The following is a 21,744-nucleotide window of genomic DNA, read 5'->3' on the forward strand; positions in this document are numbered from 1 at the left end:
AAGAGGCCATGGAGAGTCGCTGGGACGATGCGATAGCAACTCCGTTGGGGGACGACCCCCTGGCACTGCGGGTGTACAGCTCCCGGCTATTGGGCCAGGAACCTGACCTGGTGCTGCACGGGGGGGGCAACACCTCCGTCAAGGCCACGGTCCGCAACTTCTTCGGGGATGATGAAGCGGTGCTGTATGTCAAGGGTAGTGGCTGGGATCTAGCCACCATCGAAGCGGTGGGCTTTGCCCCGGTGCGGCTGGTCCCCCTGCAGCGGCTGGCCCAATTGCCCCACCTCAGCGACAGCGACATGGTCACTCAGCAACGGGCGGCCCTGCTGGACCCCAACGCCCCCAATCCATCGGTGGAGGCGATTCTGCATGCCGTCATTCCCCGCCGCTATGTGGATCACACCCACGCTGATGCCATTGTCACCCTCAGCAATACCCCGGAAGGGGAACAGCGGCTGCGGGATCTCTATGGGGAGCGGGTGCTGTTTGTGCCCTATGTGATGCCGGGCTTTATCTTGGCCCGAGAAATTTACACCCTGACCCGGGGGATTGACTGGAGTCAGTATCGGGGTATGGTGCTGTTGCACCACGGGGTATTTACCTTTGCCGATGAGGCCCGCACCGCCTACGAGGCCATGATTGATCTGGTGTCTGAGGCAGAGGCCGCTTTGCAACGAGCCGACGCCATTCACATTGCCCTGGCCCCACCCCAACGGCACCTGCTCACCCTGGCCCGCATCCGCCAGGCGGTAAGCCAAGTGCGGGGCCAGGCGGTGGTGGCGCAATGGGATCAGCGCCCGGAGGCGGTGGGCTTTGCCAATCTCCCCCAGGTGCAGGACATCGCCACTCGCGGCCCATCACCCCGGACCATGTGATTCGCACTAAGCCGATTCCGGTGATTCTGCAGGGGGATCCGGTGCAGGCCATCCATGCCTACGCCCAGGCCTATCGAGCCTACTTTGAGCGCCACGACGATGGCCGCCTCACTTGCCTGGATCTGGCTCCTCGCTGGGGGGTGTGGCCCGGCTACGGCACCCTCAGTTGCGATCGCAGCGTCAAGGCGGCTCAGATTCTCACCGACATCGTCGCCCATACCCGCCGGGCCATCCAGATTGGGAAGCCCTGGGGGGCTGGATGGCCCTGCCCGAGGCCGATCTGTTTGAGATGGAGTATTGGGAGCTGGAGCAGGCCAAATTGAATAAAGCCCAGGCGGCGCCGCCCCTGCTGGGTAAAGTCGCCCTAGTCAGCGGGGCCGCCAGTGGCATTGGCCGCGCCTGTGCTCAGACCCTAGAACGGCAGGGGGCCGCCGTCGTCGGCCTCGATCTCGACGCCCGCATCACCGAGGTCGGCAATACCCCCACCCTGGTAGGGATCCATGGGGATGTGACCGTGAGCACTGACCTACAGCGGGCCGTGGAGACGGCGGTAGAGCGCTTTGGTGGCCTGGATATCCTGGTGGCCAATGCCGGTATCTTCCCGCCGGGGCAACCCATTGAGACCATGGATGCCGCCCTGTGGCAGAAGAGTCTCTCGGTGAATCTCAGCAGCCATCAACAGTTGCTAACCGAAGCCATTCCCTATCTGCGCCATGGCATCGACCCGACGGTGGTGGTGATTGCCTCCCGCAATGTGCTGGCTCCCGGCCCTGGGGCCGCCGCCTACTCCGTGGCCAAGGCCGGATTGACCCAGCTGGCCCGCATCGCCGCCCTAGAGCTGGCCAGTGATGGCATTCGGGTGAATATCCTGCATCCCGACTGTGTCTATGACACCGGCATTTGGAGTGAGGAGGTTCTGCAGGCCCGGGCCGAACACTATGGCCTCACCGTGGCCGAGTATAAGACCCGCAATCTGCTCAAGGTAGACGTGTCCTCGGCAGAGGTGGCGGAGCTGGTCTGTGCCCTGGCCAGCCCCCTATTCGCCAAGACCACCGGCGCCCAGATTCCCATTGATGGTGGTAATGAGCGGGTGATTTGACCATTCAAAGTTCAAAGTTCAATATTCAAAGTTCAAAATGACAACTGATACCACTCATCTCGCCGACAGACTCGCTGCTAAGGCAGCGCTGCGCCAGGTACTGGCTGAGCATGATGGCGATCCCCACCACGAGGCGGTGGCGGCGGCCATCGATACCCTGGCGGCCCTGAACCCAACCCCGGCCCCGACCCAGACCCCCGATCTATTGGAGGGGGAATTGCGGCTGATCAGTGCCCCCAGCTTCCCCGATGGCCAAAAGCTAGACGATGGCAGCTACTGCTATAGCCTGGGGCGACTGGCCTTCGATATGTTTCAGCCCCGCAACCTGAGGCTGGTGATCAACCAGGTCTGGCAACCGGTGTGGCCAATCCAGGGGGGCCCCCAGCGCAGCCACGACATCGTGGTGGACTTCACGACCCGCCAGGACAATGAGCCGCCGCTGCGGGGCATCGTACGCAATCTGGGGGGCTGTGAGCCAGCCAATGATACGGCGCTGCGGGTGTGGTTTACGGGGGGTGTCCTGGAACCGGCCCCAGGCACTGACCTGAGCCAGTGGAATACTGTCTTCGGGGACCAAACCCAGCCTGCCCCCGACTCCCTGAAGAGCTGGTTTCAGGGCCTGTTCCTGAAGCTGATGTTCGGCCTGGTGCCTCCCGCTGGCATAGACCCCAACACTGGCCGGGTGGAGTTTCAAATGAAGCGGTCCCCCAAAGGCTCCTTGACGATTCTGTACCTGGATGAGGAGCTGCGGATTACCCGCGGCCATAAAGAGACGGTGCTGATATGCGATCGCATCAGTCTCTGAACAATATGTCTCTAAGGGGGACTTCGAAAAGTACAAATCTTATTGAGAATGGTGACGAAGTTTCAGTGGCTTGGGCTCTCGAGATTCTCAAGCCATACTCGCCCTGCTTACGGCACTCTTTGGCAATATTAAAGCAATTCCCTACAAGACTCAGCAAGACATGAGCGATAACCACCGTCGCCTAATCCTGTTTAGAACCCTAAGTGCCTTGGTGCCGCCGCAGTTTGAGGAGATTCGATTTGCTCTCAAACCGCCACCAGGTATTGTCCCTGAGGGAGTTGCTGCCCAAGGTAACCGCGCCTATGCTCTGCTGAGCTGGGCAGCAAGTCCGACCGGCTGTGGGTTAGACACCGTTATCGAAACCCTAGAGCAGCTTTTTCCGGGAGTTCTGCGAGAGGAAGACTCAACTTTAGAAGAAGCCCCGTGGAATCTGCCTTATCCTCGAAACCCCTACTTCACTGGGCGGGATGAAATCCTGACAGAGCTACATCAAAAGCTGAACGATACCAGGACCGCCGCAAGTTCCCAAACTCAGGTAATCAGCGGATTGGGAGGTATTGGTAAAACTCAAACAGCAGTTGAATATGCCTACCGCTATCGCGACGACTACCGCTACGTGTTTTGGGTTCAGGCCGACACGGAGTTGGAGCTGACGAATGGCTATGTGCGCATTGCCCAGTTGATGAACCTCCCCCTAAAGGATGCCGAAAACCAGGAAGAAACGGTGCAGTCGGTGCGGGTGTGGCTGGGGCGGGAAGAGGGCTGGCTGCTGATCTTTGACAATGCTGATCGCCCCGAGAGGGTAAAGCCTTTTTTGCCTCGTGAGGTGAGGGGCCACATTTTATTCACCTCCAGAGCGCAGGATTTTCAAGCTCTGGGCATTGTGCAATTTATCGAAATGAAAACGTTGTCATCGAAGGAGGCCAGACGTTTTCTTCTGTGGCGTACTGGGCGAGATCAAGGAATCACCCAGGAAGATCCCGAATTTCCTACCGCCAACGAACTCGCCAACGAACTCGCCAACGAACTCGGCAATCTACCCCTCGCTTTGGAGCAGGCCGCGGCCTATATCGTTACTAATCAAGTCAGATTTGCAGATTATCTCAAGAGCTATCGTAGAAAATGCTTAAGGCGGCTGAAAGAGGCCAAACCTGAGCTGGGCGACTATCGCAAATCTATTGAGACCACCTGGACTTTGAATCTAAAGGAAGTTCAGAAAATCTCCCCTGCTGCTGCTGATCTGCTGAACTACTGTACCTTTCTGCATCCCGATGCAATCCCCTTTGAGCTGTTCATTCAAGGAGCAGGTGAATTGGGGGAGCCGTTAGCCACTGCTTTGGTCGATGCTATGGATGACCCGCTGGAATTCTATGATTTGCTGAAGCCTCTACGTAGCTATTCCTTAATTTGGGTGAACTCAGATAACCAGAGCTTTAGCCTGCATCGCCTGGTGCAAGAGGTTCTGCGGTCAGACATGTCTTGTGAGGAGCAAACCCGGTGGGCAGAAAAGATAGTTGCAGCTATTACGAATGTATTTCCCGACACAGAGTTTGAAAACTGGGAGCAGTGTAAACGCATTCTTCCTCACGCCTTAAAAGCTATTGACTGGATAAACGAATACATCTTGGAATCAGAAGTCGCTGCTCAGCTGCTTCGTAAAACTGGGAATTATTTGCAGGAAAGGGGACAGTATAAAGGAAGCAAACCTTTAGTCGAACGTTTCTACGAAAAAGCCTATGAGATGACACGTAAACTTTTCGGTGAAGCTCATATTGAAGTGGCAGCGAGCTTAAACGATTTAGGCTCACTGTATAAAGATCAGGAACGCTATCGGGAAGCAAAAAATAAACATGAAAAAGCACTTGATATTTATAGACTGCTTCTGGATAATGAGCACGTGGATATAGCGACTACCCTACATCATTTAGCAGATCTCTATATCTGTGTACATCAATACAGAAAAGCCGAGAAGTTGTGTCAACAAGCCTTAAAAATGTATCAGGCTTTGTTAGATGAAGAGCATTCCCACGTGATTTGCAGCTGTCATACTCTAGCTATTATTTATAGCAATGAGGGACGCTATGAAGAAGCCGAGTCCAAATATCGAAAGGTTTTGCAGGCATATAGAAATCTTAAAGGAGAAGAGCATCCTAATGTGGCCGCGTGCCTCCATAATCTAGGTGAATTCTACAAAGCTTGGGGAATCTATCATCACAAAAAACGCCCTAATCTGGAAGAGGGTGAGAAGTATCTTCGACAGGGTGAGTCCTATTATCAGCAATCACTAGAGATGTATAAAAAGCTATTGGGAGAAGACCATCCCTATGTTGCGCAGAGTCTTAGTAATTTAGCCGGGTTCTATAATAATCCATGGGGTAATTACGAAAAATCGGAAGAATACTACAATAAGGCTCTTGAAACATATAAGCACTTGTTTGGCGAGGAGCATCCTGGCTATGCACGCACGCTTAGAGACTCTGCTATTTTGTACAAAGCTTATGGAGATTATAATTTAGCTGAACCTCGGCTACAGCGTGCTCTAAATATATTTATAGACAGACTTGGAGACGATCATCCAGATACAGTGAAGACCCGAGAACTGCTAGATAAATTACGACGTTTCGGCCAGTGAGACTTAGGACTCTAAGCCCTACTGGCCTTTGGAGAAAACCGCGAAATCAGTTCGTTCTGATCGGTCCTGTAGTTCTACGATCCATTAGAAAAATGTAGGAACTGATAGCAGCAATCTACTCATTCAGATTGACTGTTGCTGTATAACTGAGACTCGCTGATAAACTCCTGCAGCTCTTGAGGGTTTTCATCAGCGAAACGTCGAAATATAGCTGCTGCTCTGACCAGTTCAGTTGCTTCTTTTTGAGGATAATAACGGCGGAGGCCACTATGCCGTGCCAAAGTATAGGCTCTGGAACGATCCAAAGCAGCAGTCTTATAGTCAGGATCACCCGGCCTTAAGTCATTGATCGAACCTTCGTTATCGTCCACCTTGAAAAAGCCAAATTCACTGACATAAACTGCCTCTCGGCCTAACACTTGGAAGTCCAAATATACTGTAGTATCTATTGCTCCGTTGAGTTGAAAGACTCCCTTTGAGTTGCCAGCTTCATTTATTAGAGATGTGATATTGGCAGAAGTATCAAGTTCTTCTGAAATGAGACTAGAATCGGTAATTCCTTGCACCTTAACTTTCAAATCGTCAAAATCTCCGTCATTTCCAATCAGTTGGTCTTCCCATTTCAGTAGTAGCCCGTCCTCCTGAGACTCCGACTTGATAGGAGAAAAATCATTGAGATTAGCCTTTGGCACACTAAATAAGACGTGCACTGGTTGATCTCCTTGATACCCCTCGGAAGGAGACATCACGGATTCTGCAGGAGCATCAACTACCAGGTAAAAAGCAATATACTCCCCAGATTCGAGGCTAATCCCTTCAAATCCCCAATATTCATCGATATGGTATCCAAATTGGTCCACATAGCCCCAATCTACCCAATCGCTCAGAACCGAACATTGATCGGTGTTGAATGCTTTCACGCTTTCTGGACTGCAAGCCTGCTCAATTTCTTCTATGTAGGCATACTCGGCACCTTCATAGTTCGTCCAATGGTATCGAGATAAAAGCCCTTCTGCTTGAGCTTTTCCGTCAGCTAGACGAGTGACAAAATCAGTGTCTATGTCGGTGTTAACGTAAGAACCACCGAACGTTTCGGCGGGATCAGGCTGAGAATCATGCCCAAGGCTAGCATTGAGTTCTTCCTTGAGCCAACTATCATCAAATGAATTCAGAAGGAGACTATCAAAGTCTAGGAATTCCAGAATCTCGGGAACTTTGCCTTGAGCTAATTCAGCAGGGGTAAATCCACCGGGCACAGACACTAATTCATCTTCAGGATTACTCGTTTCAGGTAGCCAGGCAGAGTATGCGCCTATCTGCCCAGTGAGTACCCACTGGGATAAAGAAATGGCCGTCTCGGGAGAAATATCTAGCTGATAGCAGATGTCTTCAAAGAGTAGGCAAACTCGCTGACCGGAATCTGACTGAATATCTATCTGCAGGTCCAAATCTTTGACAGAAATAGCTTGTTCATCTGGTCCGAAAAAGTTGCTAGACCCTTGTAAAACTACTCCACCCCAGTCGTCAACCCTTGCAAAGACTTGACGTATTTTTGGCGTTGAGCCTGTGGCGATTGCGACCTCAGAGCAGATGCTTGAGAGCGCGAGACCGATAAGAAAGGCATTTTTGATTGGCTTCATTTGTTTCACCTCTCATAATTGGAAGAGCTTCATCTGGGTAGTGTTTGTTCCATCGGTATTTGCATTCTGCTGATGGATAACAGGCATGAGCGTACAAATGCTGAGCTCCCATATGCTCAATCTGCGAAACCCTTTGCATCTCAAGCACTGTTGATAGCTCATTACCACTAGTAGGTACCGATTCAGTTTGGTTCACAGAAATGGCAAAAAATCTGATGTGGCTTCATGAGTGCATCACTTCAAACCACCGACATTGAATGATATGTAGCTCGGGAGCTCCAGCAATCAAACTGTTGCAATAAAGGCTATTGACCCTACATCACTACTGGAGAACTAAAATGGGTATGAAGCAGAACCTGTTCTCAAAACTATTCATCTGGCTCTTCCTCGAAATTTTGCTTTCAGCTCTCAACTTGGATGATCTGGCAGACTATGGCGAATTCCTTAACGTCTCTCGACACAACTTGGCCGTTGAAACCAGCGTTGTACGTATTTCTTAATAAGATTGGGCCAGGATGGTGAATAACATGTCCCGGCTTGCTTAGGGAAGAGGCTAATAATCGTGATATGGACGTTGTCAGTCAGATTGTTGCCAAAGTATTTGTAGCGTTTCTGAATTTCTTTGCTAAAGTTAGACGAACTCGAGCAACAGTGTGGTTAGGCATAGCCCCAGCCAGCAATCAGCGCCTCCATGAAGCATGCATCTTCCATCCTCATCCGCAGCATTTTCACTTCATTGTTCCTGCTTGGGGACTTCACTGCAGATTTAGCGCTAGCCAACGAGCCGCCAGCTATCTTGGCCAGTCATCGAAGTCAGCTTCAAAGTCAGCTTCCCTCGCACCTGACGATGCGCCTGCCTGCTGATAGTTGGCTACAGGAGTTGCTCACCTCAGAAGAGGATTACTCTGTTCACATATTTCCTGCATCAGCAGAGTCAGGCCTCGCCATTGGACTGTTTACTTGCGATGACATTTCTCCAGACTGTCTAATTGCTAGCTTTTCTACCCTGGAAGTATCCTCTCCGACTGCTCAAGCAGCATTGCAACAACATCAGGCAGCTGCAGCTCCCATTACCCTTGCCCCTGAAGCGCGAGGGTATTTGTTGGATGGGTCGAAACTCAGCCCACAGGCTGAACTTTCTTCAGTTGTTTGGGTGCAGGATAACCAGCTTTACGCGGTGCGATTCCCTGCAGACGTTCGCCAAACGGGATTGTACCTGGCACACTCAATGGCGATTGCCCCACCCCTGTCAGGCATCAGTACTATTACAGAGACTGCGAACGCTCCCACCGAAGAATCTGAAGTTACAACTAGAAATCAAATTATCGAGCTATCCTCCGGTGGATTGGCAGCCTTGGCGGAAGCATTAGCCCAACAGTTGCCAGCCGCTGTATCCATGAGGTTACCTGAGCGAATGCTATCGCTAGAAACCACAGCAAATGATGAGGCCAACTATCAGCTCGAAGTAATTCCCACAACGACGTCAGATACTTTAACAGCGAGTATATTTACCTGCCGAGCCACCACACCAGATTGCTTCCTGGGGCATTTTTCAGCCAGTGCGGGGACGTCGGCAGCAGCAGAGGACTTACATCGGCAGCATCAGGAGCAAGGAAATTCAGTTACGCTTAGCAGAGAAATTACAGCCTATGTTTTGGAGCTAGTTGAGGGAGATGCCTTTTCGCCCTTGGTGTCGGTGATGTGGCAGCAAGATAGGCAATTTTATAGGCTCCAGTTTCCGGTGCAAGCGCGGCAAAATATGCTGTTCACGGCACTGTCTATGATCAAAGGGCCGATAGTGGTTTCGGCCCATTCAGAGCCTGTAGCTGTCACTGCTGATAATGGGCGCGGGGATGAGTCGTTGTCTTCCATTCCTGAGGAACCGGCCCCGCTACTGCAATTGCAGGAGGTAGAGACGGCGGCTATCAGTGATAGCACTGCCCAGGCATTACCTCCAGATTCTGTGTCTCCAGATGCTTCCGAGGAAGCAGTGCCTGCCCCCGCTTCAGAGGCAGAGCCATCATTACTCGAAAGGGCAGAGATTGAAATTCGTGGTGTTGAAGTAAAGGGCAGCACGATCTTTGACAAGATTGACTTCCAGCCTATTCTTGAGGAAGCGGGGATACATCCCAACTTACTGGAGAATGAAACTCAAACCGTGAATTTGCCGCAGTTGATTAATGTGGCTAACGGCATTACACAACTCTATGTGGACCAGGGCTATATAACTTCTCAGGCGATTCCCCCAAATCGAGACAACTTTCCTGACGTTTCAGAGAATGGAATTGTCTATCTGCAGGTAATTGAGGGACAGTTGGGCGAGATTAACATTCAGGGCACAGAACACTTACAAGAAAGCTATGTCCGTAGTCGGCTGGAATTAGGAGTGACATCGCCTCTACGAATTGATCGCATTGAGGAACAACTGCGGTTGTTGCAGGTGGACCCCAATCTGTCTGCTGTTGAGGCAACGCTCAAACCGACAGGTACCCTTGGGTTGAGTAATCTGGAGGTGACGGTAGAGGAAGCCCCGACCTTTGTGGCAGGAATTTCAGTCGATAACTATTCGCCACCCAGGGTTGGTAGTGAGCGGACTGGAATTGACGTGGCGCTTCGGAACCTGGCTGGGTGGGGCGACTCGCTCTCAGGCTCCTATTTTCGATCCACGACGGGCGGAGCAGAGGTCTTTGATTTCCGATATACGGTGCCTTTAAACGCCATGAATGGAACCCTACAGTTTCGAGCTGCGCCGGAGCGCAATGAAGTGACCCTATCCGATTTCAGGGAGTTGGGGCTGCGGGGGGAGATTGAGCGCTACGGTGTGCAGTTACGGCAACCCGTGATTCGATCGCTCAATGAGGAGCTAGCGCTATCGTTAGGCTTTACGTTTCAGGAGGGGCAGACTTTTGTGTTTGACCAGGAGCCCGCTCCCTTTGGTATCGGCCCGGATGAAGATGGGGTGAGCCGGACCAGTGTCTTCACCTTTAGGCAAGAATACGTTAGCCGAGACAGTTTCGGAGCCTGGGCATTGCAGTCTCAGTTTAATTTTGGTACCGGATTATTTGAGGCCACGGCAAATCCCTCGTCGATTCCGGATGGTCAATTCTTTAGCTGGTTGTTTCAGGCCCAGCGGCTGCAGCGTCTGAGTGACAAGCATTTGCTGGTGATTGGAGCCGATGTGCAGTTGACACCGAATATGCTGCTGCCGGCTCATCAGTTCACCATTGGCGGGGGGCAATTGGTGCGCGGCTTCCGGCAAAATGCTCGTTCTGGGGATAATGGCTTTCGTTTCTCCATAGAAGATCGCATTACGGTGACGCGGTTGCCATCTGGTGTGCCGGAAGTCCAGCTAGCCCCGTTTGTCGATATGGGGATGGTGTGGAATACGGCAGGGAATCCGAATATTTTGCCAGAGCAACGATTTCTGGCGGGTGTGGGCATTGGTGGCATTTGGGATTGGTTTTTGGGGATAGAGCGACTAAGTGTCCGGCTGGACTACGCCTTGCCGCTAATTGATTTAGAGGATCGCGGTAACAACGCTCAAGATTCCGGCTTCTATTTTCGCGTGAATTATCGGACTGAATAGAACGGGCTGAATTGCACAGTTAGCGACAGGATCTAAAGGAGCAACGTCATGGGTTACGCATCACCACAGACAGAGAACACTACTGGTTTGATAATGCAGCTGGGCCGACTAGGTATCCAGGCATTGTTGGTGGCGTTGCCGATGACTGGGCTATGGGTGGGGGGATTGCCTGGCTTTGCTCAATCCATTATTCCGGCAGCGGATGGGACAGCCACGATCGTGACGCAGGATGGGGAGCGCTACATCATTGATGGCGGCACCTTGTCAGGTGATGGCGCGAATCTGTTCCATAGCTTTCAGGAACTGGGGCTGTCAGCGAATGAGATTGCCACGTTTTTGTCTGACCCGACGATTCAAAATATTCTGAGCCGGGTTATCGGAGGTGATCCGTCGATTATTGATGGGCTGTTACAGGTGTCGGGAGGTAACTCGAACCTGTTTTTGATGAATCCGGCGGGGATTGTATTTGGCCCAAATGCTCGGCTGGACTTGTCGGGGTCGTTTAGTGCGACAACAGCAACAGGCATTGAGTTTGCTGAAGGCTGGTTTGATGCCATTGAGGCAGGTGACTTTACGACCCTGACGGGAAACCCTATCGCGTATCGGTTTGGGGTGGGGGAACCGGGGGCGATCGTCAATGCCGGAACGCTGGCGGTTGAGCCTGGGCAGGGAGTGTCGCTGGTGGGCGGCACGGTGATCAATACGGGGACGATTGAAGCTCCGGGGGGACAAATCACGGTAACGGCGGTGCCAGGGACCAGTCGAGTGCGGTTGCAGCAGCCGGGATGGGTGGTGGCGCTGGAGGTGGATGTGGCGCTGCTGGCAGAAAGTGGCGCGTCGGCCATTGCCCCATGGGATTTGCCGAGGCTGCTGACCGAGGGAGCACCGGGCATCGAGACGGGATTGGTGTTGGCGGCGGATGGCTCGGTGCAGTTGGCGGAGTCCGGGGTGATGGTGCCGAGTGGAGGGGCGACGAGCATTGTGTCGGGGCAATTAGATGCGGCGAATAGAGCGTCGGGACAGACCGGGGGTGAAATTGCGGTTTTGGGCGATCGGGTTGGCTTAGTCGGTGCTGAGGTAGATGCATCGGGCGATGCGGGTGGTGGTCGTGTGCTGGTGGGGGGTGAGTTTCAGGGCAACGGGATGTTGCCAAATGCAGAGCGGACGTATATAAGTGAGGATTCGAGCATTCAGGCTGATGGAGGGACAACAGGTGATGGGGGCGAAGTGATCGTTTGGGCGGATGAGGTGACAAGATTTTATGGGGGGATTAGTGCCCAAGGTGGGAACGAATCGGGTAACGGTGGATTTGTCGAGGTATCAGGTGCAGAAACTCTGACGTTTCGAGGAGAAGTTAATACGAGTGCTCCAAACGGGGAAGCCGGGACGTTGCTACTAGACCCTGAAAATATTGTGATTGTCGATGGAGCGGGAACTGATGATGGTCAGATTATTGATGGCGAAATACTGGCTGGAGATGGTCCTAGTGATACCTTCACAATTTCAGAAATTGCTTTAGAAAATTTAGGGTCAGATACCAATGTCATTTTAGAAGCAACTAATGATATTACTATTAACGATTTGACCGATGATGCTTTAGCGTTTTCGGAAGGCCCTGGTGGTTCAATAATTTTTAACGCCGGCAATGATTTTATAATGCTTGATATAGAAGGAGATAGCGTTTTTGCAGGAGGCATTTTAGGAGAAGGTGATCAAATCGTTGCCTTTGATCGCAACATTTCAATTTCTGCTGGTGGAGATGTAATTATTGGTACGATAAATACGCTTACTCCTTCAGCTTTTCCTTCAACTAATGATGCTGGTTCTATCAATGTTAGTTCTGAAAATGGAAGTATTGCTGTAAATATATTAGACAGTCGGTCTCCTGATGGAAGCGGAGGTGAGATATCACTTGATGCATTTGGTGACATTACTGTCAATAACGCAATATTTTCACTCGGAGTTTTTGATGGAGTTGGAGGAGACGTCACTATAACTAGCCGAGCTGGTCAAATAAGCATCCCCCGCCTTAATACCCGTGGAAGTGCATCTGCTGGAAATATATTTGTTTCTGCACTTGGTGATATTGCAATTGATGATACTGCTGCTGCACCAGCTAATGCTTCAGCAGATAATGTCGGTGGCAACGTCGAAATCTTCAGTGAAGAGGGAAATATATTCATCCCAGATGGTATTTCCTCAAGTTCCAGTAATGGCGATGCTGGCGATATATCTATTATTGGCCTTAATGGATTTATTAATATTGATACAGGAGAAATAAATTCAAGTTCTCTGAACGGTGAAGGCGGCAATATACTAATACAAGCTTTGGGAAATATTACAACTTCTGACGTCACTTCTCGAATCCCTGTCGAAGACAATAACGGTCTCCCAAATCTAGGCACTGGCACTGCAGGTGATATCACAATCAGAAGTCTTGCAGGTTCGATTGACACAACTAATCAAACCAACTTTGCAGGCATTGATGCGCGATCTAACAGCGGGCAGGGAGGCAACATTATTCTCGAAGCTGCAGGGGATATCAGAACGGCTGATGTGGCTTCGTGGATTAGCATCACTAACAACGGCAGCGGCACAGCAGGCGACATTTTGATCAGGAGTTTGAATGGGGCTGTCGATACCACTGCTCAGGTCAATGATGGGGTCTTGGCTAACTCCAATAACGGCACCGCAGGCAGCTTAACCATTGAAGCGGCAGGCGATGTCCGAACAGGTGATATTGGCGCTTCCATTGCAGATACCAATAACGGTAGTGGCTTTGCAGGTACGGTGACCGTCAGAAGCGCAAACGGATCAATCGACACGAGGGCCGGTAATGTCGCTGCTCGCAGTCAAAACGGCACTGCTGGCAGCGTCACCCTTGAAGCCGAGAATGGCAGCGTCTTCACGAGTGATATTGATGTTGATGGTTTAACTGGAGGTGACCTCAGAATCATTGCCGAAACCGCGATTACCACTCTGGAGCTCGATACGAGCGGCTCCACTGGCAGCGGCGGCAATGTCTTCCTAGATCCGTTAGAAGACGTAGAGGTCTCATTTATTGATGCTCAAGGGGGACTGGCAGGTGTTGGCGGCGAAGTTGATATCACTACCGGGCGTTTCTTTCGCGCTACTGGCACCTTCATCGACCAAAATGGTATTGAAGCAAGCATTTCTAGTGCTGGAGGCCAAGGTGGCGGGCCGATCACCATTCGTCATGGAGGTGGCTTACAGGGAACTTCCTTTGACGTTGGCGATGCCACTGTTAATGGCACTGCCGGAGCAATCACTTCCGCTGCTGATAACGTCATTGCGCCCACTCAGTCTTTCCCCACGTCTTACACGCAGGGCAATATCCGCATCCTCACCCCTTCCCCCAACGTGGTTGAAACTCAAACCCAGCCTGCTATCCCAGAGGTGACAGATCCTGAGTCTCCAGCCGCCAAACTGGTGGCGCAAATAGAGACAGTTCTCACCTCAGATGTTCAAACCTACTTTGGACGCACAGGCGAAGATACGCCGATCAAAACCCTCAGCGTGATCCAAAGTGAACTCAACCGGGTAGAGGCACAAACCGGTTCCGTAAAACCAGCGGTGATTTATGCCTTTTTTGTGAATTCTCAAATTGATACCGAGAGGCTTGCCGAAATTGTCAACAAGAATCCTCAACCTTCCGGGCAAGTGGAAGAATCGCCTGATATCCAATGGCGATACTCTTCTGACCGACAAGGCACCGCTTACTCTACCATTAGCCCCTATGTCTCTCAAGCGGAAGAAGTCTCTGAAAAATTGGTGTTAATGGTCATCACTGCCGATGGTCCGCCAAAACTGTTCCCTACCGAGGTTACCTTTGAGCAAATTGATTCTGCTGTACAAAATCTCAATGCTCAACTGAGTCAGGATTTTGGCAGCGATCGCTGGGAACCCCATGCCCGCTCCATGCATAACTATTTGATTGAGCCCATCGAAACCATGCTTGAAGATCAGGGCATCAACAACTTACTCTTCGTCATGGACGCCAATCTCCGGCATCTTCCTTTAGCGGCTTTCCTCCCAGGTAATGATAATGATGATGCGATCAGCGATTTGCAAAGTGATGCAGAAATCGCCAGCAGACTCCGCTCAACTCCGTTGTCGCTGCTCAAGAGTGCTGATGGTCGCTACCTAATCGAAGATTACAGCGTCGGCTTAGTCCCTAGTATGAGTCTGACCGATACTCGCTATCGAGATGTCAGCCAAGATCCCTTTCTGGCGATGGGAACCGATGATTTCTCTCAATCCGAAGATCGGCTCAGTGCTTTGAAGGGAGCTCGTACCGAAATTGAGTTCCTAGAAACCATCTGGCGTGGAGAAGTCGAAGTACCTGATCAGGCAGAGTTCACGATCGGCAACTTACAGTCCTTGTTGCAGCAGCAAGATTTTCGCATCGTTCACTTGGCAACCCATGCTCAGTTCAAAGACAGTGAAGCCCATAATTCGTACATTCACTTCGCGGGAACGGAGCGGCTGTTTCTAGATGAGTTGCCTACGACATTAGACTTGCATGACATTGAGCTTCTAACCCTGAGCGCCTGTGAAACAGCCCTCGGCGACAGAGAAGCTGAACTGGGATTTGCTGGGCTAGCATATCAAGCCGGTGCCAAGTCAGCACTAGCTAGCCTAGTACAAGTTTCAGACGTGGGCACGGCAGCACTGATGGCTCAGTTTTATACCAACCTCAGTAATGCCCCCATCAAGGCTGAAGCCTTGCGAGAGGCCCAACTTGCTATGTTAAACAGGCGAGTCTATGTCCAAGAGGGGCACATCTATGGTGAGGGGTTAGAAGCGGGTTTTCCGCTTCAGGAACCTCTAACAGCCTCTAGCTATCAAAGCTTTGAGCATCCCTATTATTGGGCTTGGTTTACCGTAGTCGGCAGCCCCTGGTAGAGATGAACCGCTGTGCGAAAGCTCGCCTCTCCGTCTAGTTGCTTTCACACAGCTCGGCATAGATTTGGTTTGTGTAGGCATCTTTTTCAGCAGATTGGCTGAGGTTAAACAGCTCCTGTACGGCATCAGCAAAGAAGTAGGTTTCGCTGTCCGCTCCGGCTGCTGTAATACCACTACCCGGAGTGTAACTATGGCTAGAAAAGTAGTCTATTCTTTGCCAGGTCAGCGAGTCCCGGTCACTTGAAGCCGATCCACTAGATAAATCGTTCAATGCTGTTTGAACATTCTGCCATTCAGCTTGGGGAAGAAGCTGGAACGGTACGGCAAATGGCCTGTCCCCACCTCCATAGATTTCAAAGTAGTATTCTTCTCCAGGCGACAAATTTTCCTTGTCATAGGCTATAGAGTGCAGGGTTTGAGCATCTGCATCTTCTGGGATGGATACCGTGTCACTCCATCTAACGTCGTTGACAGTCTCTCCTCTCACCTGAACTCGCAGCTCGCCTTCGCCACCGAACCAAACAAATAAAGGCTGGTGATGCCAAATGTAGCCACCGTCAGGTGTGATTACACAGATAGGGCCTCGCGTACTTCCCCCGCGCGACCGTCTAAAAATCTTATCGATGATTGATTGGCTTTTCTCTTGTTGACCGTCAAAATTCAGCACCTGAGAAACTGGAGTGTTCCCGAATGCTGATTGACTAAAAACGCCTGCCAACATTGCTCCGGTCGCTGGTAATAAGACTGACAGCAATAGTCTTTTTGAATGAGTCCGTAGTAAACGCATCAGAATATCCTCCGGGTAATAGGTCCTAAGTAGTTCAGTAAAACAGTCAAAGGGAATAGAACCGGCAGCAAAACGGGCACCGAAACATAAAGCTGTAGGCTGAGTAATCCATAGCCAGTGATCGCGAAGAAAGCAGTGCGAATCAATTTTTTGCGTTTCGCCCGTGGCTGTTTCTGTAGCGCTAAAACAGTGCCTTTGCCCAAAAAGATGGCTAATCCCGTCATTAAATAGTTGGGTACAACTCTAACCTGGTGTCGCTGCAAGAGTTGAGAGGTCATATAGGCATGGAATTCTGAGCTACTGAAAGACCTGGGCTGATATGCACAGCTTTGTCGTGTCCCCTGGTTTGAGTCCTGGGTATTAGGTCGATTAAGTGATAAACACCACCAATACTCTATAGCCAATGGTGGCGAATAGTTATCTTCGGCATCGGCATAGTCACCAGAGCCAATGATGAAAACCTGATCAGAAGATTGCGCAGTTGTGTCAGCATCCGATGAACTCTCTTCCAGTAAATTAGAGGCCAATGTTCTTTGATAAAAAAAACTAGGTGGTAGCGAAAAATCGATAATAGATTGCCAACCCAAAAAAGATTTATTCTGATGTATGAAGCTTCTTGATTGTTCGTTTTCGGCCAGTACAGTATTGGTTAAGGCGATCACACTCTTACAAAAATCATTACCAACATTTTCAATCTCTTGATCGCCGACCGCCTGATCCACTTTTTGCCTGAAACTTGTTATATTTGCCGTCGCAGGACTGGCATTTAGACTGTGTGATAAGGCCATCAAATAGCCGAAAGGGCACAGCTCCTCTAAATCGCTATCGTCTGGGGTGTCAACATCCCATGTGTAGAAGTTAGCGTCACTTCTTAGACTGACTTCCAGTTGTTGTAGCTCATCGAATACCTCAAGGTTCCGGTCTGAACTTGTTGGTACGACGAACCAGCTACCCTGCTCTCGTGACACTTCTCTCATGGTGTCGAGCAGTTGAGAAGAACCTGCATCAGGATCATCTAATAAATATCCAATGCCAATCGTTTTCGGCTGATAAAGGGAGACTTCATCAACTAGCTCGGCGATAAAAGCTTGGGGCATCGGTTCCGCTTCGGTAATACCAGCCATATCTAACGCCCGTTGATCTATCGCGATTAAATGGACGGGCGGTACAGCATCTTCAGCCATTACTGGAACTTGTTGGGTTATGTCTCGATAAACTGCCTGTAGTGCAACACGCACTTCAACTAGCACATCTTGAACAACGGGTACGGCACCTAACAGCAGCACCGCTCCCGCAGTGGTTAGCTCCCGCTTGGTGGGTAACCACTTCCTCATCTGCTGCCGCCAAACGTACGACTTGATGCGGTACGGCAGCACCCTTGGTGGGCTGAATAATGACGGCACCAGATGAGCCGACGGAAACTTGATATTCTCTGCCGACCTTAGCACCTCGCAGGTCTGCATCATTGCTGTGTGGGCATCTTGATACTCTCGGAGCCGCTGACAAAACTGGGTCAGAAATTCCTGAGCTGCATCATCGTGAATCTTCTCCCGCATCACGATCGCTTGAATACCTGACCGAGTCAGCGACTGGGCGATCGCCAATCCTGAACAGGAATTGAACACTGCTAGCCTTAGCCCCTGACGCTGGGCTGTTTCCAAATGCTCTCGAATGTCATTGACTGACAGACTGACCATCGGCGTTAACTTAAACGTGCCACTGGTATTTTCCTGGTCACTGCTATGGCCAGTAAAGAAGAGAACGTCCCATCCGCGATCATCCGCGATCGCCTCAAATACCTTGCGAGTAATGACATGGGGCGCATCCTCTGGCAACCACTTGGCTTTTTTGACATCGGCAACCGGGCGCAAGCCTCGGATGATTTCCCAATCCCCATCTACGTCTAGGTGATTATCCTCAGCCACAATGGCTAAAACTCTTGGCTTTTTGAGCGATTCCGGTGGCGGCTGTCCGGCTAATCCTTGAGGGTCATCCCTCGCTGTGCGAATCACCCGAATTGAGTTGGACGGCAATCCCTGGGGTACGAGCCTTCTGGCCCATGCTTCCCAAGGGAGTTGCTGCAAGCGGCTATCTCCACAGGCCAGAAAAACATTCACACCCAACGGCATGGAGGACTCTTCCTCACTGGTTTGAGAAACCTCCAGTAAGGCCGTTTGCAACTGTCGCTCGATTGAGCGAGTATCCCCAGCACCCAGCCAATCTAGAAAAGTCGTGGTCAGTATATCCTCAGCATTCCTGACCGCCGCTGACGGATCGCCATTAGGACGTACCGAAAAGGTACCGCTACGAGTCACTGGCTGTTCCGATTGCAGATGATAGTATCTCAGGTACTGCCGCTGCCAACTCTCATAGTCCCGCTGCAGCCTGCCCAGAAAGGGTTGACTAGCAAACAGATCACGCTTTCCCTCATCCCAGACCAGGTAAAAAACGCAGGAGCCATCGTCCTGAGAGAGTACCTTCAAATCAAACGTTACTTGCCTCGCCATTATGACTCTCCCGCGTCATAGGTGAGCGGGGGTAAGGCAAACGCTGTTTCACCGGGAGCAATAATTTCCACGTTCAGGACTTCTCCGACTCGGGCATCTACAGAGCTGTACACCAGCACTTCCTCGAATTCCAGATCAACAGCCTCTAAGAGATCCATTTCCCGACTGATTTTTAACTGTAGCCCCGCTGGTAACAGGCGATCGCTTTGAGACCCCACAATGACCAGCAATGACCAGTCAATCGCAGCGTCTGAGGCTGTCTCTAATGCTACCGGAGACCGATAGGGCAGCAAACACAGACACAAATCAAGTTCTTCTAGTTCAACATTCCGATACAGGGGACGAATAACTTCGGGAATAAGCAATCCGTCTTCCCGTAATGTGGCGATTGCCCCTTCAAACACTTCTGATAATGGCTGCGATTTCATAGCAGAGGCAAATTGCAATTGACTTCCTGTTAAGAAACCGAGACTTTGAGCCACCTCATCCAGCCCCGACTCTAACCACTGGCCGACATCGATCACGCTTTGTCTGGCGGCAGCCACCGCAGTTTGAAGACCTTGGCTTTGGCGATCACTTTGGGCAGGCTGCTGCCAGCAATGAAATTCAGCCCGGAGTGCTGGTGATGTCAAAATAGCGGCAGCCTGCTCCCAGGTCAACTGTTGCCAGAGCGGATCGGTCATAGAAACGTCTGCCAAAACTTGCTGCAACTCAGGCACCGCCATAGTGGCAGAACTTGTGGCTAAATCTCTCTCAGGCAATGAGAGAGTTGCGATGTCAAGCTGCTCAGCATAAAACACTAAGCGACTGGGCTCCTGTTCAAAGAGAGTCAGGGGTACGCGATATACCCAGTCGTCATCCGCTTCCAGGTTCATCGATTGTCGATAGTCTTGAAAGCGATCGCAGCGCAGCACACCTCGAAAAATCAATTCCTCATGTTCTTCAATCACTTCTACGACTAGACAGAAGTGAGGGATAAACTCAGGGAGCTCCACCGCCGCTTGAGGAATCTTGACCACTCCATCGATAATGCTTTCCGTGGCAATCAGGCACGCCCTAAAGGGGCCAATGGCAAGGCCGCAAGTCCCATTTAGCAAACCCGCATAGCCAGGTTCAAAAAGCGTACTCTGTTCAATGTCGACCGCTCGTGTTCTCAGACGGTTTTGCAGCGATCGCTGTAGACCCAAAACCGCCAACCCTTGCAAGTAGAGATCCCACTGCAAATTCTCGGTTGGGGCTAATTGACTATTCTGGCTAGCCCGCTGAATGTCCTCAAGCTCCAAAAGAATCGTCTCAGGATTGAGAAGTGTAGTGTCGCTAGTGGTATCAAACATGGTGATTACTTTCCTTAAATATATTTATGACTCTTGTAAGAAGCGGCGTAGTTCAACTGCATAGAGGCTGTCAAACGAACGATCCTTATTGGGCTTTTGCAGTTCCTGGAGCGCCTCGTCAAAAACCTCTGCATCAACCAGCAGCTCCAACTGCTCCATCAGGTTGCTCAAATAGTTTGGTTGGGGGGGAATGGCCGTCAATCCCATTTCATTGGCACGAACCAAAATAATATCCAGCAACTTTTCGAGCGTGCGAAAACGGACCTGGTGAATCAGTTCCTTGAGGGCCAGCACCCGAGCTACCAAAGGCTGGTTAGGAAAACTAAGGCGTTCTTGGATCGCTCGTTGTGAGAGCCCCTCTTGATAAATCAGCCTCAGTCCAGGGATGAGCTTGGAGGCATGCGCTTTACGGCGGCTCTTGCGGATTTCAGTGAGGCGATCGTCGATGCCCTGCTGAATTCCATACTGCAGGGCGTAAAGCTGTTGTTCGCGAATGAACTGCAAAATGTCCTCGTATTCCAGCTTTTCAGGTTCATTGACGACTGTCGAAGCAATGTCTCTCCGCTCTGTCGGTAGCCCCGTTTCTGGATCAGGCAGTTCAATCGGCTCAGCATTAGGGCGGCCCTGCCGTATCCACGCATCAATTTCTTGCAGTTCTTGCGCTACTTGCCGAAGTTCTTCCAATAAAATTTTTGGAGACTGAATTGTGATGTCGAGTTCTCGCAATTGATCCAACATCTCTCCTAACTGAAAATTTGTCGGGTCTGGACACTTTTTGGCTCTTAAACTTTTGCCATCCCGCTCCCGTTGCTTGAGGCGATCGCGACGATACACAGCCTGAAAGACTTCGACTAAATGGCGCGATCGTTGAGATAACCATTTGAGTTGAGCAGACCGCGCTCGATTCATCAGCGCCCAATTGCTTAGTCGCTGAAAGCCCACTTCACTAAGAACGGTCTTAAGCCGCTCGTGATAGCGCGTCACATAATAGGCCCAGTTCGATAGGCTTTTGCGACCAGGGCTTTGGTAGTTGTAACCACTCAGGACATCAGCACCAAAGAAGCGGTAAGGCTCTGACTGTGATTTGTCAGAACGGTTTAGTAAACAGTATTCCTCGTTGTCGAATAGCCAAAGGGTCAAGCCATCATCATCTAAGACGGCGGATAAAAGCTTTTGGAAGGTGTCTTGTCTGTTGGCTGTTCCGGCAAAGGCGCTGGCCTGATCCTTGCAGGCTTGTAGAATTGAGGGCGAGATGTAGCACCGTAGGCATAGTCCAGCTCCGGCTCGACGCTCCCTGGACTGAGAGTCGTCGGCAAACAGACTAAACAACTGCACCTGAATGGATACATCCTCATCTCCACCATTGAGCAAGATCTCGTTTTGACCTGCTAAGAAGTCATCCCACACAGTTTTGGCACGGGGAGACGGCCAAGACTCATACCCCCGCCTGACGGTTCCAGGCAAGCTACCTGGAGACGGCAGACGATAAATCTTTTGATAGCGGAGTAAATCACCCATAGTTGAGCCTCATACTCATTTCAACTGCGTTGCGC

General features: G+C 51.0%; 9 protein-coding genes and 1 pseudogene. 5 read left to right on the top strand and 5 right to left on the bottom strand.

Going from position 1 to position 21,744, the window contains the following annotated elements:
- Positions 1-8 precede the first annotated feature (8 nt).
- The 3 genes and pseudogenes from XM38_RS29095 (at position 9) to fxsT (ending at position 5,411) form a co-directional block, all read left to right on the top strand.
- Positions 9-1,974 (top strand): annotated as a pseudogene (locus XM38_RS29095) (bifunctional aldolase/short-chain dehydrogenase).
- Positions 1,975-2,011: 37 nt separating this feature from the next.
- Entirely contained in the window at positions 2,012-2,779 is a 768-nt protein-coding gene (locus tag XM38_RS17470) for a PAP/fibrillin family protein (protein ID WP_088430542.1), read from the top strand.
- Between the two features lie 70 nt (positions 2,780-2,849).
- Positions 2,850-5,411: an FxSxx-COOH system tetratricopeptide repeat protein gene (gene fxsT, locus XM38_RS17475; RefSeq protein WP_080810251.1), complete on the top strand. Its 2,562-nt coding sequence runs from the start codon at positions 2,850-2,852 to the stop codon at positions 5,409-5,411.
- 119 nt (positions 5,412-5,530) lie between these two features.
- Here the strand turns inward: fxsT and XM38_RS17480 are convergent, their stop codons facing one another.
- Positions 5,531-7,051 carry a DUF4114 domain-containing protein gene (locus XM38_RS17480; protein ID WP_137455159.1) on the bottom strand — a complete coding sequence of 507 codons (1,521 nt, stop codon included), beginning with the start codon at positions 7,049-7,051 and terminating at the stop codon, positions 5,531-5,533.
- Positions 7,052-7,898: 847 nt separating this feature from the next.
- Between XM38_RS17480 and XM38_RS17485 the strand changes: the two genes are divergently transcribed.
- Together XM38_RS17485 and XM38_RS17490 are read left to right on the top strand one after the other, a co-directional pair.
- Positions 7,899-10,637, top strand: a complete 2,739-nt coding sequence (locus XM38_RS17485; RefSeq protein WP_187329449.1) for a ShlB/FhaC/HecB family hemolysin secretion/activation protein — start codon at positions 7,899-7,901, stop codon at positions 10,635-10,637.
- Between the two features lie 165 nt (positions 10,638-10,802).
- A complete protein-coding gene (locus tag XM38_RS17490; RefSeq protein WP_187329450.1) occupies positions 10,803-15,563 on the top strand; it encodes a CHAT domain-containing protein in 4,761 nt (1,586 codons plus the stop codon).
- Positions 15,564-15,597: 34 nt separating this feature from the next.
- Here the strand turns inward: XM38_RS17490 and XM38_RS17495 are convergent, their stop codons facing one another.
- The 4 genes from XM38_RS17495 to XM38_RS17510 all read right to left on the bottom strand — a co-directional run bounded on the left by XM38_RS17495 (position 15,598) and on the right by XM38_RS17510 (position 21,709).
- Positions 15,598-16,350, bottom strand: coding sequence for a hypothetical protein (locus tag XM38_RS17495; RefSeq protein WP_137455160.1), 753 nt, complete (start codon positions 16,348-16,350; stop codon positions 15,598-15,600).
- Complete coding sequence (locus tag XM38_RS17500) at positions 16,350-18,665, bottom strand: CHAT domain-containing protein (RefSeq protein WP_187329451.1); 2,316 nt, start codon at positions 18,663-18,665, stop codon at positions 16,350-16,352. The genes XM38_RS17495 and XM38_RS17500 overlap by 1 nt, the downstream gene beginning before the upstream one ends.
- 191 nt (positions 18,666-18,856) lie before the next feature.
- Positions 18,857-20,191: a DUF1822 family protein gene (locus tag XM38_RS17505; protein ID WP_080810260.1), complete on the bottom strand. Its 1,335-nt coding sequence runs from the start codon at positions 20,189-20,191 to the stop codon at positions 18,857-18,859.
- 24 nt (positions 20,192-20,215) lie between these two features.
- Positions 20,216-21,709: a hypothetical protein gene (locus XM38_RS17510; RefSeq protein ID WP_080810262.1), complete on the bottom strand. Its 1,494-nt coding sequence runs from the start codon at positions 21,707-21,709 to the stop codon at positions 20,216-20,218.
- Between the last annotated feature and the right edge of the window lie 35 nt (positions 21,710-21,744).

The organism is Halomicronema hongdechloris C2206, from assembly GCF_002075285.3.
Lineage (GTDB): Bacteria > Cyanobacteriota > Cyanobacteriia > Phormidesmidales > Phormidesmidaceae > Halomicronema_B > Halomicronema_B hongdechloris.